Raw genomic sequence first — 15,538 nt, 5'->3', positions numbered from 1 at the left:
CGATGGCAAAGTGGATCCTTTTTATTATGCCCCTATTCTTTTATATGGGTAGCCTGCAATTTTCTCAGCAAGAAAAGGAGGCTATTTTGGTGGTATACGTCAAGCCAAGCCTTAATTTTTCTTCATTCAGGCTTTTGTTGGATGGAAAAGAAGTCCTTCCTGAAATCAGGAGAAACACATACTATGTCATCAAAACCAAACCAGGTAAAGTCAAACTGGAGACGAAGGGCGCAACATTGAGAAACCTGACTGAGAATAAATCTTATAGTCTTACCTTGGAAGCAGGAAAAACCTATTACCTAGAAGCCATTAGGGAATATCAGGTATTGATGAGTACGCTTCACTTGGTAAGAAGGCCGCAACAAACAGGGGAATTGGCCATAGAAAAAATGAATCCTCAGTACATTGATCTCACAAAAAGCAGTTTGTAATGAAGAATAAAGGATTGGCTGTAAAAATAATTAGACCGGTAGGAATACTCTTGTTTCTTGGAGTACTGGCTTACTGGCTGATCAGGATTTTTCAGCTCATCCAAGTGGAGATGTCCGCCGGGGATGAGAATTATTTTGGAAACCTACAGGTGTTTCTTCTTAGCTGGTTAGCTGTTTTCTTTTTTGTCAACTTACTGGCTTGGGCCAATTTTAAATTTCTTTTCCTGAAGTGGAAAGAAAGGAATATACCTTGGTATTTGTTTTGGGGTCTTGAGCTATTGCTGTTAATGGTGTTTTTCGAATTTCTGCAATGGACGGTCATGTATGAGGAAGAGATTTTGAAAGATAACCTGATCCTCACAGGGGTTGTCGCACTTTATTTTCTTGCCATTACCTGGTTTTTTGACTTGATGTATACCAGGAGAAAACAGACCGAACTGATACAGCAGAAAGAAAAGGCTGAGCTGAACCTTTTGCAGTCACAGCTCAATCCCCACTTCCTTTTCAATGCCCTGAATTCGACTTACAGTTCCGCAATTCAGGAAGAAAGTCCGCATACCGCCGCTCAGATTCTTCAGCTTTCGGACTTAATGAGGTTCGCTTTGGAAAAATCCAAGAAGGATTTTATCAGCATAGAGGAAGAACTTGATTTTGTGGATAAGTACATCAGGATTCAGAAAAATAGGTTTGGAAGTACGGGGGAAAAGTCAATGGATATAGAGATCAATTGGGATGGTTTTCCTGTGGATATCAGTCCCATGTTGGTACAGCCATTTTTGGAAAATGCATTCAAATTTTCTGAATTTGGTCCGGGTAATCAGAATGGTAAAATCCTTGTCAGGATCTCGGTGGAAGAAGAGGAGTTATCCATTCATATTGAAAATACTTACCTTAAAGGACAGCTTAGGGATAATAAAGGCACTGGAAATGGAATTGACCTGGTCAAAAAGAGGCTGAAGAGCCTGTACCCGGCAAAGCACAGTCTGACAATAAAGGATACTGGAAAGGTATTTACAGTTTTGATGAAAATAGATTTAAGAAAATGACATGTTGATAAATGCTATTGCGATAGACGACGAACTTCCAGCTATAGGAATCATCAAGAGCTATGTGGATAAAGTCCCTTTTATCCGATTGGTCGAGAGTTTTACCGATTCAAAAGAAGGATTGGAGTATATTTATTCCCATCAGCCCGACCTGGTATTTTTGGATATCAACATGCCGGGAATGAAGGGTACTGAGCTGGCCAAAATCATTCAGCCATTTGGCAAAAGCTTTATTTTTACGACGGCCTATTCCGAGTTTGCCCTTCAGGGATATGAATTGCAGGCCTTGGACTACCTATTGAAGCCTTTCTCTTTCGAAAGGTTCCTGACTTCACTCAACAGGGCTTATCAGGAAATTGTGAGGAAAAAAGGGGAAGAAACCAGTGTTTTCTTTAAAGACAGTTATGATTGGATCAGGGTGAATCTCAGCGAGCTTAAGTATGTCAAATCCGATGGTAATCTCTTGTTTATCCACACTAAGACAGGGAGTCTGAGCACCAGGATGACCATGCAGGAATTGATTGCCATCCTCCCTTTAGATACCTTCATGAGGATTCACAAGTCTTGGTTGGTCAATCTCAATGCAATAGAGAAACTGGAAAAGCATCAGGTCTGGATTGAGGGGGATGCGGTTCCTTTGGCCAATAATTATAGGGAGATGGTGGAAAAAAGGCTGTTGAAAAAGCCATGACTTTATAAGCTTACTTTGTCATGTTAGAAAATGACAAGAAAAAACCTGCCAGGGTTCTTTTTGAAACGATAAAAATTAAAGCTGTTTTGGCTGATAAACCTGGCAGGTTTGACCTAATCTGTTACTATGACAAAGTAGGATTAACACTGCAACCAATTTCGTTTAAGTGTAGGAGAAATTTTCCAAAGTTCTGATTTATGGACAATGTTTGTTTTTTTCTTTTAATCCAACTTTGGAAAAGTTTAAATTGAATTTGCAGTCTTATTTTAACGACATTCATTCTGCTTAAACAGTCCTATTGTGGAAAAATGGAATTTTGTAAGTGTGGGAGGGGATGTCATAGTGGGGAAAAACTTTGTTAAAACAATAGATTAGCTGGGTATTTTTCTCCACAAAGACTCCTTTGAAGTGATTTGGTGCAGGTAGCACGGAAATTGTGTTACCTGAAGATTATTGAATTTCTGCTATGACATTTAAAAAGATTTTTAAAAATCCCGTCCGGGTCTGTGCCTACTTTCTAGTCCTGATAGGCTTGTATTTTGCTGTAGCTGGGATCATAGCTGCAAAGGGTGTATTGGCACCGGTGATCATAGCCTTGATTCTGGCCATGCTATCTGTACCATTAGCGCGAAAGTTAGAATCATGGAGCTTTTCCAGATTCTGGTCAACGACTTTAGTGTTGTTGATTAATTTGATTGTCATTCTTGGTGTTACTGCAATACTTTCGTTTCAGGTCAGAAATTTTTTGGAAGATTCTGATGATCTGAAGAAGCAGTTTTACCCAACTCTAGTTTCTATAGAGTCCTTTGTACTCAAACATACTCCTTTGGATCGAGGCAAGCTGGAATCTTACAAAGAGGAGTTTGGCTTGGAGGAAGATGAAAAGCCGGAAAAAAAGCCGGGGGAAGAAGAGGTCAAGGAAAATCAAAAAGAAGCAATAGAGGTGCTTGGAGCTACTTTTAGCTTTTTTGCGGACTTCATCCTGATGTTTGTTTACTTATTTTTATTTCTTCTCTACAGAAAGAAATTTTTCAAATTTTCCATGCTTCTTTTCCCAAAAACTGAAAGGGATAGGTATAAGAAAACGATTGTTAAATCCACTGACCTGGTTCAGCATTACCTTGGAGGAAGACTCATTCTCATGGTTTTTCTGGTATTGCTTTACAGCCTTGGGTTATGGATTTCCGGGGTTGAGAATTTCATTTTGGCCAGCCTTATTGGTGCAGTACTATCTTTAATTCCTTTTATTGGAAATATGGCGGCTTATGTTATAGCGCTTATTCTTGGCGTTGGTTCAGGAGGTGATACCAATATGGTGATTATGATTACAGTTACTTTTTTGTTGGTGCAATTTTTAGACACCTATGTTTTTCAACCAATTGTTTTCAGCAATAAATTGAATATCAACCCTTTCTTTGTAATTCTTTCAGTTCTGATTGGAAATGCCATTTGGGGAATTATTGGGATGGTAATTTCTATACCGTTATTCGCTATTATCACTATTTTCTGCAGAAATATTCCTGAGCTGAAAGCTTTCGGTTACCTTTTCAGTAATGAAGAAAAAGTCCTGAAAAGTGAGTAGGAGGCACTTAAGACATGGATAAAAATTTTCTCAAGATCTCCAAAGTTTTGGTTTGTGCTTCAAACATCCCCATGTGGCCCACTCCTTGAAGTTCGTGATACAGGTCAGAAGATGATTGATGCAGTCTGCTGTTTGCCAATGGAACGGCCATATCCATTTCACCTGCGATCATCAAATTTTTCCCTGCAAAATTTTTCCAGACCTCCATTCTGTCCTTTCTGTCACGCATGGCTTCTGTATAGGCAATGACAGTTTTCAATGAACTGGTTTTCCCTGCTTCAATGAGCCTATCAATGGTGTCGGCATGAATGTCTTTATTGGCCTGGGCAAACAGTGGCGGAACAAATGAATCCATAAACTTATCCACACCGTGCTTTTTCAGAAAAGTGATGGTTTTGTTTCTGGTCTTTTTCTTAACCATATCATCAGGCATAGCTGTGGAGTGAAACAATCCTATTCCTTTGATTTCATTGCCTAACAATTCGGCTAATGCTAAAGTGACATAACCTCCCAAAGAATGTCCGATGATAACGGGTTTTCTGATTCCTTCCACATCCATCCATTCGGAAAGATTTACTGCTATGCTTTCCAGATTTGTCTTTTCCTCCTGAAGTGTGCTCTCCCCAAATCCCGGTAAATCAGGGCAATACACCGTGTAAGATGTGGATAAGTGGTCAGAAAAAGTTTTCCACATTTCTTTTCTTTCACAAAACCCGTGAATAAGTATGACTGGAAGCCCCTTACCGTTTTTAGAAAAAGCTATCATGCATTGAAACTAAGAAAAATATTGTACCTGAGAAAAACTTATTATGTATATACGGAACTTTGCTGTAATGAAATTAAGCTTGGGAATTCAGGTCAAATCGATTCCGAGCCTTCGGAACTAGTTACTAGTAGATTGTTATGTAACATCCATTGGTATCAGAAATTGAGGCTACTGGTAAAGAAGGGTAGAAACATGAAACTTTTTGAATTAAAGCAAAGCCCCTACCAAAATATCCTCATCCAAAGAATCCCAATGTATTCCTTCTCCATCGCCAATTAATCTCCATTTTGATAACTCCTCTTTTGTTGACTTTCTCAACCTTGGAAACCATTCTAAGGGGATGCCCAATTCTCTACCGTCCTCTAAAAGGATAAACATCTTGTTGTCATCAAACCAAATGTCTTTGGCTAGTGAGGATTTATTGATAACCGTGATACTCATACCATGAATTTTCTAAAAAGGATTTATTTTTTCACAACTTCAATTTTTGCAAACTCTTTTACTGCTTGCATGATTCCCTCAGGATCAAAGCCACATTCTCTATGAAGCTCCAACTGCTCACCATGCTCTACAACTCTATCTGGAATGCCCAGACGTTTTACCTGTGCCTGATAATCATGGTCCATCATCCATTCGATCACTGCTGATCCAAAACCTCCCATCAGACAGCCATCTTCTACGGTGATTACCTTACTGAATTTTCCAAAAATCTCATGCAACAAGTCCTCGTCCAATGGTTTGACAAATCTCATGTCATAGTGCGCTGGATCCATTCCTTCCAAGGCAAGCTTCTCAGTTGCTTCCACAGCATAGTTACCGATATGGCCAATGGTCAGAATGGCTACATCTTTTCCTTCTTTGACAATCCTTCCCTGACCGATAGGGATTTCTCTCATAGGTGTCCTCCATTCCGGCATCACGCCTTGACCTCTTGGATATCGAATTGAGAATGGACCTTCAAATTTGGTTGCTGTGTACATCAAGTTCCTCAACTCCTCTTCATTCATAGGAGCGGATACAACCATATTTGGAATACATCTGAAATAAGCCAAATCGTATGCTCCATGGTGAGTTGGACCATCCGCTCCGGCAAAACCGGCCCTGTCAAGACATAACACCACTTGAAGATTTTGCAAAGCCACATCGTGAATAACTTGATCGTATGCTCTTTGCATAAAAGAGCTGTATATATTACAGAAAGGAACCATCCCCTGCGTAGCCAAGCCGGCCGAAAAAGTCACTGCATGCTGTTCTGCAATACCCACATCAAATGCTCTGTCCGGCATTTCTTTCATCATGATGTTAAGCGAAGAACCAGATGGCATTGCAGGTGTTATCCCCATTATTTTATCGTTCTCTTTAGCGAGTTCAACCAAGGTGTGACCAAAAACATCCTGATATTTGGGTGGCTGCGGTTTGGTAGGAGTTTTTTTATAAATTTCTCCCGTCACCTTATCAAAAAGACCTGGTGCATGCCAAGTAGTTTTATTACCGTTTTCGGCAGGAGCATAGCCTTTCCCTTTAACGGTGACGCAATGAAGAATTTTTGGTCCGGGAATATCCCTTAGGTCTGCCAATACTTCTACAAGGTGATTAACATCGTGTCCATCTACAGGTCCAAAATACCTGAGGTTGAGAGATTCAAACAGGTTACTTTGTTTTAGTACTGCGGATTTAATGGCTCCTTCCACTTTGGAAATTACCTCTTGGGCAGAAGTTCCGAATTTGCTGAATTTTCCAAGCAAGTTCCAAACTTCATCTTTTACTTTATTATAGGTGTGGGAAGTAGTAATGTCTGTAAGATAATCCTTAAGTGCTCCAACATTGGGGTCAATGGACATGCAATTGTCATTGAGGATGATAATCATGTTGGTATCGGAGACACCTGCATGGTTCATGGCTTCAAAAGCCATCCCGCCGGTCATAGAACCGTCACCGATTACTGCTATGTGTTGCTTGAGCTTATCCCCTTTATATTTGGATGCCACTGCCATCCCTAAAGCAGCGGAAATCGAAGTACTTGAATGGCCAACACCAAAAGTATCGTATTCACTTTCTTTTCTCTTGGGAAATCCCGAAAGTCCGCCATACAACCTGTTGGTGTGAAATCTCTCTTTTCTACCCGTTAGGATTTTATGACCATAAGCTTGGTGTCCAACATCCCAAACCAATTGGTCTTCTGGGGTATTGAGCACATAATGTAATGCAACAGTAAGTTCCACTACGCCCAGGCTGGCACCGAAGTGTCCTCCATATACTGATACATTGTCAACTATAAACTGTCGGAGTTCATCACATATTTGTACAAGCTGGTCTTTTGAAAATCTTTTCAGATCGTCGGGATTATTGATCTGGGATAAGAGTTTACCTGGTTGGATTATCATCAGCGAAACGTTTCATTTATTAAAGTTAATTAACATCATGCGATGCCAATTGTTTATAAAAAGATTTTGATAAGGACGATGTCAGACTTACAGGCTCTTTTTGTTTTCCAAATGCTTAATTTAGCATTATTTGGATATCTTTGGTTCCAAATACCGTGCAAAATTAAGAGAAAATAAATAGTAACCAGTGAGTTTCGAAATCAAATTGCCACTTTTCGAAGGTCCTTTCGACCTAATGCTCTTTTTCATCGAAAGAGATGAACTGGATATTTATGATATTCCCATTGCAAAAATCACCCAAGATTTTCTCGAATATATCCATCATTTGGAAAAAATGGAAATAGAGGTAGCGAGTGAATTCATACTCTTTGCTGCCACATTGATGAAAATAAAATCCAAGATGCTGATCCCCAGACCTGAATTGGATGAGAATGGAGAGGAAATCGACCCGAGAGAGGAGCTGATCAGGCATTTGTTGGAATATAAAAAGTATAAATCGGTGATTGCGGATTTGGCTAAATTGGAGGAAGAGCGCCTTTCTAAACAAAAGAGGGGGAACATAGCTTCGGAACTTAAGGCTCTTTCTAAAGTGGAAGATGTGGAGGCCGAAATTCAGGATCTCGACCTGTACAAAATGCTGAAGGTATATCAGCGGGTGATGGCCAAATTTGCTGCCAGAACAGATGAAACCAAGCATACCGTAATTCAATACCCCTACACCATAGAGCAACAAAAGGACTTTGTTTTGGAAAAGATAGCATTTCGGGAAAGAGTGCCTTTTTCAGAATTTGTGGATTATAAGCCGGATAAGATTTTTGTCATCTACACATTTTTGGCAATTTTGGAACTTCTGCAGTTATCTCAGGTTACCATTACAATCGGAGATGGGTTTAATAATTTTTGGGTAGAAAAGACAGAACAGGTGGCTACGGAGTAGTGTATGAAGTTAGACAATAAGAAAATTTTCCAAACGCTCAATCCCAACAAGATTTGGGTTCCAGTCCTGATAGGGGTAGGTATTGTTTTCTTGATGTTCTATCTTGATCCCAATGTCAATGCAAAAACACTGAGAGGTGTATTTGATGCCTCCGCCTGGGGCATAGCTCTAGCGATTTTTGTCATTTTGTGCAGAGATGCAGGATATATTTACCGTATCCGTGAAATCACCGGAAAGAGATTGACCTGGATCAGGGCTTTGTATGTCATTATTCTCTGGGAATTTGCCTCTGCGGTGACTCCCTCCATTGTAGGAGGAACAGCTGTAGCTGTTTTTATTCTGCACAAAGAAGGCATAAAGCTGGGCAAGGCTATTGCTTTCGTCATGGTGACCGCTATTTTGGACAACCTGTTTTTTGTGATCGGTGCACCAATTATATTGTTTTTTGCACAAGGAAATATATTTCCCGCCAGTAGGGTCATGGAAATGAAGCTTGGGAGAAGTCTTGAAGTATTGTTCTGGACCAGTTATGCCCTTTATGCCATTTATTCTTTGATCATGGCTTTGGCGCTTTTCTACAGGCCACGTGTATTCAAATGGGTTTTATTGCGGATTTATTCTATCAAATGGCTTCGCAAATGGAAGCATTCAGCCAATGAATATGGCAACCAAATCATCGAAGCTTCAAAAGAACTGGTAGGCAAAAGTTGGAATTATTGGCTACCTATCATAGGGGCAACCATATTTATATGGAGTTCCCGCTATCTGATGCTCAATGCCCTGATTGGAGCGTATGAAGCATTAAGTGTAAGTGAGCATATCATCATTTTTGCCAGGCAAGTAATCATGTGGATTGTCATGATGATCTCGCCAACTCCAGGCAGTAGTGGTACTGCGGAGTTTTTCTTTGCTCAGTTTTTCTCAGAGTTTCTATCTGGATATACCTTCGTGACCAGTATTCTATGGAGACTGCTTTCATATTATCCTTATTTGCTATTGGGTGCAATATTCCTCCCAAGATGGATTAAACAGGTCTTTTTCAAAAAGAAAAAAAGCCAAAGCTAATTGCTTAAATTGAAGCCATGATGCAAGCGCTGAAATCTTCACAGATCAAAGAATTGACAGACGGAAAATTCCTTCGAGATTCTGATGATTTGTCTGTAGAAAATATTGTCATTGATTCCAGAAACATCATGCAGGCTGATCAGACGCTTTTTGTAGCACTGAAAGGAGCAAAGTTTGATGGGCATGACTTCATTTCTGAAGTTTATGCGCAAGGGGTAAGGAGTTTTCTTGTCAAAGAAGGTTATCGTATCCCCGATGATCTGGAAGATTCTACAGCTTTTGTGGCCGTGAAGGATACACATCGGGCACTGCAGCAATTGGCTATCTATGAAAGAGGCCGTTTTTTGGGCCCATTGGTAGGAATCACAGGAAGTAATGGAAAAACCATAGTCAAAGAATGGCTTGGCCAGATTCTGGGTCAACAGTTTGCTGTCGCCAAAAGCCCCAAAAGCTACAATTCCCAAGTGGGTGTTCCTTTATCAGTTTTTGGGATAGAAAACCATCACCAAGTTGCTGTCATGGAGGCTGGAATTTCCAAAACTGGTGAAATGGAAAAACTTGAACGAATTCTAAAGCCCCAACTGGGTATTTTCACAAATCTTGGAACAGCCCATGAAGAAGGGTTTGAATCAGAGCTACAAAAGCTGGAAGAAAAACTGAAGCTGTTCAAAGATTGTAGCTTTATTATCTATAGAAAAGAGCAAAATCTAACTGATGAAGCATTGAGGAAAATTTATTCTGTGGAAAAACTAATTGCTTGGTCAGAGGTGCCGGGAGCAGACTATACCCTCAGTGTCAAAAAGAATGAGGGAAAAGCCAGGATTTTAATGATGCGTCCGGACCTTAGCGTTTTTACATTTTTGCTCCCTTTTGCAGATGAGGCTTCTTTGGAAAACGTTAGGCATGTCATCGTAGCAGCAATAAGTCTGGGAATGGAGCCTAAGACTATCCAAATCGGGCTTGACCACCTGAAGGCTGTAGATATGCGGTTGACTTTGAAGCCTGGAATTAACCAATGTCTTCTCATTGATGATACTTACAACAATGACTTGGCTGGATTGAAACTGGCATTGGATTTTATGTCCGCCCAGAGACCTAAAAACAATAAGGTGGTGATCCTATCGGACATGCTTCAGGTGGGCAATCAGAAGCAGGTTTATGTGGAGGTAGCGGGTATGTTGGAAAAATATCAAATAGACCGGCTGATTGGAGTAGGAAGGGAGATTAAAAGGTTAGGTAAATTCTTCAAAGGGGAAACAGAACTATATGAAAATACGAAAGAACTCTTGGGAGCCATCAATAGTCTTAAGTTTCAAAATGACTTGATTTTGATCACGGGAGCCCGTCAGTTTGGATTTGAGGAAGTAGTCAACAGGTTGCAAGAAAGAGTTCATGGAACTGCTTTGGAAATAAATCTAAACGCACTTACCCACAATTACAATTATTATAAAAGTCGGCTAAAGCCTAGCACCAAAGTAATGGTTATGGTCAAAGCTTTTGCTTACGGGGGCGGCGCTTCAGAAATTGCCAATCATTTGGAACAATTGAAAGCTGATTATCTAGCTGTTGCCTATACAGATGAGGGAATAGCTTTGAGGAATGAGGGAATCAGACTTCCGATCATGGTTTTGAACCCTGTACAAGAATCATTTTTACATCTCTTAAAATACAAATTAGAGCCAGTTGTTTTCAGCCCTTCATTTTTCAGGCAATTGGGACTTTTCTGCAGAAATATGAAAAAAGGAATCTCTGTGCATCTGGATTTGGATACCGGGATGCACCGTTTGGGTTTTGAGGAGACTCATTTGCCCGAACTCATTTCTTTATTGCAGGAATTCCCTGAAATAAGGGTTGCCAGTTTGTACACACATTTGGTTGGCGCAGATGAGGAAGTACATGAAACGTTTACGAGGGAGCAATTAGACAGATTTTTGGAGATGTCTTCAAGAGTCACAGAGAATTTGCCTTATACACCAATACTTCATGCACTGAATTCTGCCGGTATAGCTGCTTTTCCAGAGTTTCAATTGGATATGGTTAGACTGGGGATAGGGCTTTATGGGGTGGAGGTAACTGGAAAGTTTGACTCAGAGCTCAAGCCGATCAGTACATTAAAGACCAGTATTTCTCAGATCAAAATGCTCAAAAAAGGGCAAACCATTGGTTACGGAAGAAAGGGGCTCATGGAGAAGGATGGAAAAATTGCCACCATTGCCATAGGCTACGCAGATGGATTTGACAGGCGTTTCAGCAATGGGAAAGGATACGTACTCATTAAAGGGCAAAAAGCTAAAGTGATTGGAAACGTCTGTATGGATATGTGTATGATAGATATTTCTGAAATCAATGCAGAGGAAGGAGATGAAGTATTGGTTTATGGTCCAGGGATTTCTTTAAAAGAACTGGCAGAAAACATCGGAACAATTCCATATGAACTGCTGACCAACATTTCTTCCAGGGTAAAAAGAGTCTATTACTTAGATTGATACAGATTTCGGAAGGTCTATTTCACTAACATCCTTATCTTTGCGCCTATTATTTTCAACTATCAGCTGATTTATGTTACTCGTCAATACCATTCGCGACAATTTTGAAACCGTACTTGAAGGTTTGCAAAAAAGAAACTTCCCACATGCGGAAGCTACTTTGCACCAAGTGCTTGAACTGGACAAAGCCAGGAAGGATACTCAGGTTCAAAGAGATAACCTCCAAGCCGAATCCAACAGTATTTCCAAGCAAATTGGAATGATGATGCGGGAAGGTAAAAAGGAGGAAGCCGAGAAAATCAAGTCCAGAACTTCCGAGATCAAAGAACAAGTCAAGCTTCTTGAGGATGCTTACAACAATATCGAGGAGGATTTAAAGCAACTTTTATATACCATTCCCAATGTTCCGCATGTATCTGTGCCTTCCGGAAAGTCTGCAGAGGATAATGAAATTGTACTGGAATTTGGAGAAATCCCTGTATTGCCTGAAGGGAGTCAACCACATTGGGAATTGATCAAACAGTATGATATCATAGATTTTGATCTGGGGGTCAAAATTGCAGGAGCCGGATTCCCTGTTTACAAGGGCCGTGGAGCAAGATTGCAGCGGGCATTGATCAACTTCTTTTTGGATGAAGCCCAAAAAGCCGGATACTATGAAGTTCAGCCGCCTATTTTGGTCAATGAAGATTCTGGATACGGCACAGGACAGTTACCGGACAAAGAAGGACAAATGTACGAGGCTACCGCCGACAAGCTTTACTTGATACCGACAGCTGAGGTCCCTATTACCAATATGTACAGAGATGTGATCTTGAACGAGGTTGATTTTCCTATCAAAAATGTGGGATATACACCATGTTTTAGACGTGAAGCGGGTTCTTGGGGTGCCCATGTGAGAGGGTTAAACAGACTCCATCAGTTCGACAAGGTAGAAGTGGTGCATATTTCCCATCCTGACCAATCCTACGAAGCACTTGAGGAAATGAGTGCTTATGTGCAGGGTTTATTAAAAAAGCTTGAGCTTCCTTTCAGAGTGCTTAGGCTTTGTGGAGGAGATATGGGTTTTACTTCAGCACTTACATACGACATGGAGGTCTATTCTGCAGCTCAGGAAAGGTGGTTGGAGGTAAGTTCCGTCAGTAACTTTGAATGCTACCAGGCCAATAGGCTGAAGCTGAGATATAGGACAGTAGATAAGAAAACTCAACTTGCCCATACACTTAATGGTTCAGCTCTTGCTTTGCCTAGAATAGTTGCAGCAATTTTGGAAAACAACCAGACTGAAGAAGGGATCAGGATGCCGAAAGTGCTTGTACCATATCTTGGTTTTGATTTACTATAACATGAATTTAAAAGGTCTTTTAACAGGCCTTTTTTTATATACTAAATATTAACAGAAATGACCCCAAATAAGACTTTATTTACAGCAATTGGCATAGCCCTATTGGGAGCTTGTGCACAAAAACAAAAATTTGAAAAGATAGACGTGAATTATCCGGAAGTAAGAAAAAGTGACCAAATAGACACCTACTGGGGAGAAGAAGTAGCAGATCCCTACCGCTGGATGGAAGATGATTATGCAGATGAAACCAAAGCTTGGGTGACCGCCCAAAACGAGGTAACCTTTGGATATTTGGAACAAATACCTTTCAGAGAAGACATCAGAAAGCGGTTGGAAGAGGTGTGGAACTATGAAAAGTTATCTGCTCCAAGAATCCAGGGCGATTATCAATACTACTACAGAAATGACGGCTTACAAAACCAATCTGTGATGTACAGAAGGCCGGTAGATGGGGGAGATGAAGAAGTGTTTCTGGATCCTAACAAGCTTTCTGAAGATGGAACGACTTCACTTGCCGGTTCTGCTTTTACGGAAGATGGGAAGCTCTTTGCTTATGCGGTTTCTGTTGCAGGGTCTGATTGGAGAGACATCTATGTAATGGATGCAGAAAGTAAAGAATTGCTTGAGGATAAAATTGAAGATGCCAAGTTTACAGGTATTGCATGGAAAGGAGATGAAGGCTTTTTCTACAGTACCTATGACAAGCCTGATGGATCTAAGCTTTCAGCCCTTACCAACAACCATAAATTGTATTTTCATAAATTAGGGACCCCACAATCTGAGGATAAACTGGTTTTCGGAGATGATGACAATCCAAGAAGGTATGTAGGTGCCTCTGTAAGTGAAGATGGGAAAATATTGGCCATTACTGCTGCCAATTCTACCTCAGGAAATGAATTGTACATTCAAGAACTGGAAAAGGCAAATGCCCCCATTGTAAAAGTGGTGGACAATATGGAAAGCAATAATTATCCGGTGGATCATCAGGATGGGAAAATTTTCATCCTTACCAATAAAAATGCTCCGAATAACCGACTGGTGATAGCGTCTCTTGATGATCCAAATCCTGAAAACTGGAAAGATGTTATTCCTGAAGAAGAAAGTGTGGTGAGTATTTCAAAAGGAGGTGGCAAATTTTTCGCATCCTATCTCAAAGATGCCATCACGGAGGTAAGACAGCTGGATTACGAGGGGAATCTAGAAAGAATAATTGACTTACCGGGAATAGGTACCGCAGGTGGATTTGGAGCCAAAAGGGAAGAGGCAGAATTGTATTACAGCTTTACTTCTTACATCACTCCCGGTACAATATATAAGTACGATATCGAAAGTGGTGAAAGCGAACTGTACAACAAGCCGGACATTCAGTTTGACCCGGAAAAATATGAAAGCAATCAGGTGTTCTATACTTCAAAGGATGGGACTAAAATTCCTATGATCATCACCCACAAAAAAGGATTGAAGAAAGATGGGAAGAATCCAACCATTCTATACGGTTATGGAGGCTTCAATGTGAGTTTGTCTCCTGCTTTCAGCATTGCCAATACAGTTTGGTTGGAAAATGGAGGAGTTTATGCCGTTCCAAACCTAAGGGGTGGAGGAGAATATGGAGAAAACTGGCATTTGGATGGAACCAAATTAAAAAAGCAGAATGTGTTTGATGATTTTATAGCAGCAGGAGAATACCTGATCAATGAAGGGTATACTTCATCTGATTACCTTGCCTTGAGAGGAGGGAGTAACGGCGGACTTTTGGTAGGCGCGGTGATGACCCAAAGACCTGATCTGGCAAAAGTTGCTTTTCCAGCTGTAGGCGTTTTGGACATGCTGAGGTACCATCAGTTCACAGCTGGGGCAGGTTGGGCTTATGATTATGGTACAGCCGATGACAGCGAAGAAATGTACAAATACCTCAAGGGCTATTCCCCTTTACATAACCTCAAGCCGGCAAGCTATCCGGCCACTTTGGTGACTACGGCCGATCACGATGACCGGGTAGTTCCCGCGCATTCCTTCAAATTTGCCCAGACTTTGCAGGACGCACAGCAGGGAGATGCCCCTGTTTTGATCAGGATAGAAACCAATGCGGGCCACGGAGCTGGTAAGCCTACTTCCATGCAGATTCAGGAAATTGCAGATATTTATGCTTTTGGGCTTTATAATATGGGAATTGGGTTTAAATGATATTGGGGGAAATTGATGGATATTAATAGATATTGATTGAAATAAAGTGGAAATATGGTAGAAATACTATAGAAATAGGGTTAAAACTGGATCTTAGTCGAAGATCCCGAGAGCGAAGCGATTCGGGATAGGGGTTAGGGATAATTATGGATATTGATTGATATTTAGATATTAGTTATTCCTATGATTGAAAAATAATGAAAACTAGAGTTTTGGCGGAAGTCTTGAAAGGAAAGCGATTCGGGATAGGGGTTGTGGATATTTGTGGATACTGGTAGATATTTATGGATATTGAGATATTCCTTAGGTTGAAATAAAGTGGAAATATGGTAGAAATTCAATAGAAATATTATTGAAACTGGAGTTTTGGGAATGAAATGATTCCAGATAGATTAAGGATTAAGAGAAATAAGTAAAATGCGATCTTTCTTTTGAAGCACCTTCTTTCCACTCTTGGACTTAGACCTCCAAATAAGAATTCCCAAGCCCTGTAAGGGCGTAGATGTTATAGCCCAGGGTTTTAACCCTGGGTTTAGAAATTTTACGTTGATTTTTGTTTTTGTGGATTTGCAACAAAAAACTGGACAAAATATTAAGCTGCTATTTTTTGATTTAAGTTTC

12 protein-coding genes are annotated in these 15,538 nt (G+C 40.5%); 9 read left to right on the top strand and 3 right to left on the bottom strand.

Translation table 11 applies throughout. The features are described 5' to 3' along the window. Window positions 1–2: 2 nt before the first annotated feature. The 4 genes from A33Q_RS11380 to A33Q_RS11365 all read left to right on the top strand — a co-directional run bounded on the left by A33Q_RS11380 (window position 3) and on the right by A33Q_RS11365 (window position 3,750). Window positions 3–431, top strand: coding sequence for a hypothetical protein (locus A33Q_RS11380; RefSeq protein ID WP_040490407.1), 429 nt, complete (start codon window positions 3–5; stop codon window positions 429–431). Then, complete coding sequence (locus A33Q_RS21570; RefSeq protein ID WP_009034939.1) at window positions 431–1,477, top strand: sensor histidine kinase; 1,047 nt, start codon at window positions 431–433, stop codon at window positions 1,475–1,477. Before A33Q_RS11380 ends, A33Q_RS21570 begins: the two co-directional genes overlap by 1 nt. Window position 1,478: 1 nt before the next feature. After that, on the top strand, window positions 1,479–2,168 hold the full coding sequence (locus tag A33Q_RS11370) for a LytR/AlgR family response regulator transcription factor (RefSeq protein ID WP_009034940.1): 690 nt from the start codon (window positions 1,479–1,481) through the stop codon (window positions 2,166–2,168). A gap of 466 nt (window positions 2,169–2,634) precedes the next feature. Next, window positions 2,635–3,750 carry an AI-2E family transporter gene (locus tag A33Q_RS11365; RefSeq protein WP_009034941.1) on the top strand — a complete coding sequence of 372 codons (1,116 nt, stop codon included), beginning with the start codon at window positions 2,635–2,637 and terminating at the stop codon, window positions 3,748–3,750. A gap of 7 nt (window positions 3,751–3,757) precedes the next feature. Here the strand turns inward: A33Q_RS11365 and A33Q_RS11360 are convergent, their stop codons facing one another. The 3 genes from A33Q_RS11360 to dxs all read right to left on the bottom strand — a co-directional run bounded on the left by A33Q_RS11360 (window position 3,758) and on the right by dxs (window position 6,900). Further along, the gene (locus A33Q_RS11360) at window positions 3,758–4,516 is read right to left on the bottom strand and encodes an alpha/beta fold hydrolase (RefSeq protein ID WP_009034942.1); all 759 of its coding nucleotides are present in this window, start codon (window positions 4,514–4,516) and stop codon (window positions 3,758–3,760) included. Window positions 4,517–4,723: 207 nt separating this feature from the next. After that, the gene (locus A33Q_RS11355) at window positions 4,724–4,957 is read right to left on the bottom strand and encodes a DUF2442 domain-containing protein (protein WP_009034943.1); all 234 of its coding nucleotides are present in this window, start codon (window positions 4,955–4,957) and stop codon (window positions 4,724–4,726) included. Window positions 4,958–4,980: 23 nt separating this feature from the next. Then, complete coding sequence (gene dxs, locus A33Q_RS11350) at window positions 4,981–6,900, bottom strand: 1-deoxy-D-xylulose-5-phosphate synthase (protein WP_009034944.1); 1,920 nt, start codon at window positions 6,898–6,900, stop codon at window positions 4,981–4,983. A 187-nt stretch (window positions 6,901–7,087) separates the two neighbouring features. On the opposite strand from dxs, the gene A33Q_RS11345 reads away from it, so the two are divergent. The 5 genes from A33Q_RS11345 (at window position 7,088) to A33Q_RS11325 (ending at window position 14,917) form a co-directional block, all read left to right on the top strand. After that, entirely contained in the window at window positions 7,088–7,837 is a 750-nt protein-coding gene (locus A33Q_RS11345; RefSeq protein ID WP_009034945.1) for a segregation and condensation protein A, read from the top strand. Between the two features lie 3 nt (window positions 7,838–7,840). Beyond that, window positions 7,841–8,902, top strand: a complete 1,062-nt coding sequence (locus tag A33Q_RS11340; RefSeq protein ID WP_009034946.1) for a lysylphosphatidylglycerol synthase transmembrane domain-containing protein — start codon at window positions 7,841–7,843, stop codon at window positions 8,900–8,902. Between the two features lie 17 nt (window positions 8,903–8,919). Then, entirely contained in the window at window positions 8,920–11,388 is a 2,469-nt protein-coding gene (locus tag A33Q_RS11335; RefSeq protein ID WP_009034947.1) for a bifunctional UDP-N-acetylmuramoyl-tripeptide:D-alanyl-D-alanine ligase/alanine racemase, read from the top strand. A gap of 73 nt (window positions 11,389–11,461) precedes the next feature. Then, window positions 11,462–12,733, top strand: coding sequence for a serine--tRNA ligase (gene serS, locus A33Q_RS11330; RefSeq protein ID WP_009034948.1), 1,272 nt, complete (start codon window positions 11,462–11,464; stop codon window positions 12,731–12,733). A gap of 57 nt (window positions 12,734–12,790) precedes the next feature. After that, entirely contained in the window at window positions 12,791–14,917 is a 2,127-nt protein-coding gene (locus tag A33Q_RS11325) for a prolyl oligopeptidase family serine peptidase (RefSeq protein ID WP_009034949.1), read from the top strand. Window positions 14,918–15,538 lie beyond the last annotated feature (621 nt).

The sequence above is a fragment of the Indibacter alkaliphilus LW1 genome, assembly GCF_000295935.2.
Taxonomy (GTDB): Bacteria; Bacteroidota; Bacteroidia; order Cytophagales; family Cyclobacteriaceae; genus Indibacter; species Indibacter alkaliphilus.
Note: the sequence above shows the minus strand (reverse complement) of the source record. Positions and strands in the feature narration are given on the sequence as shown.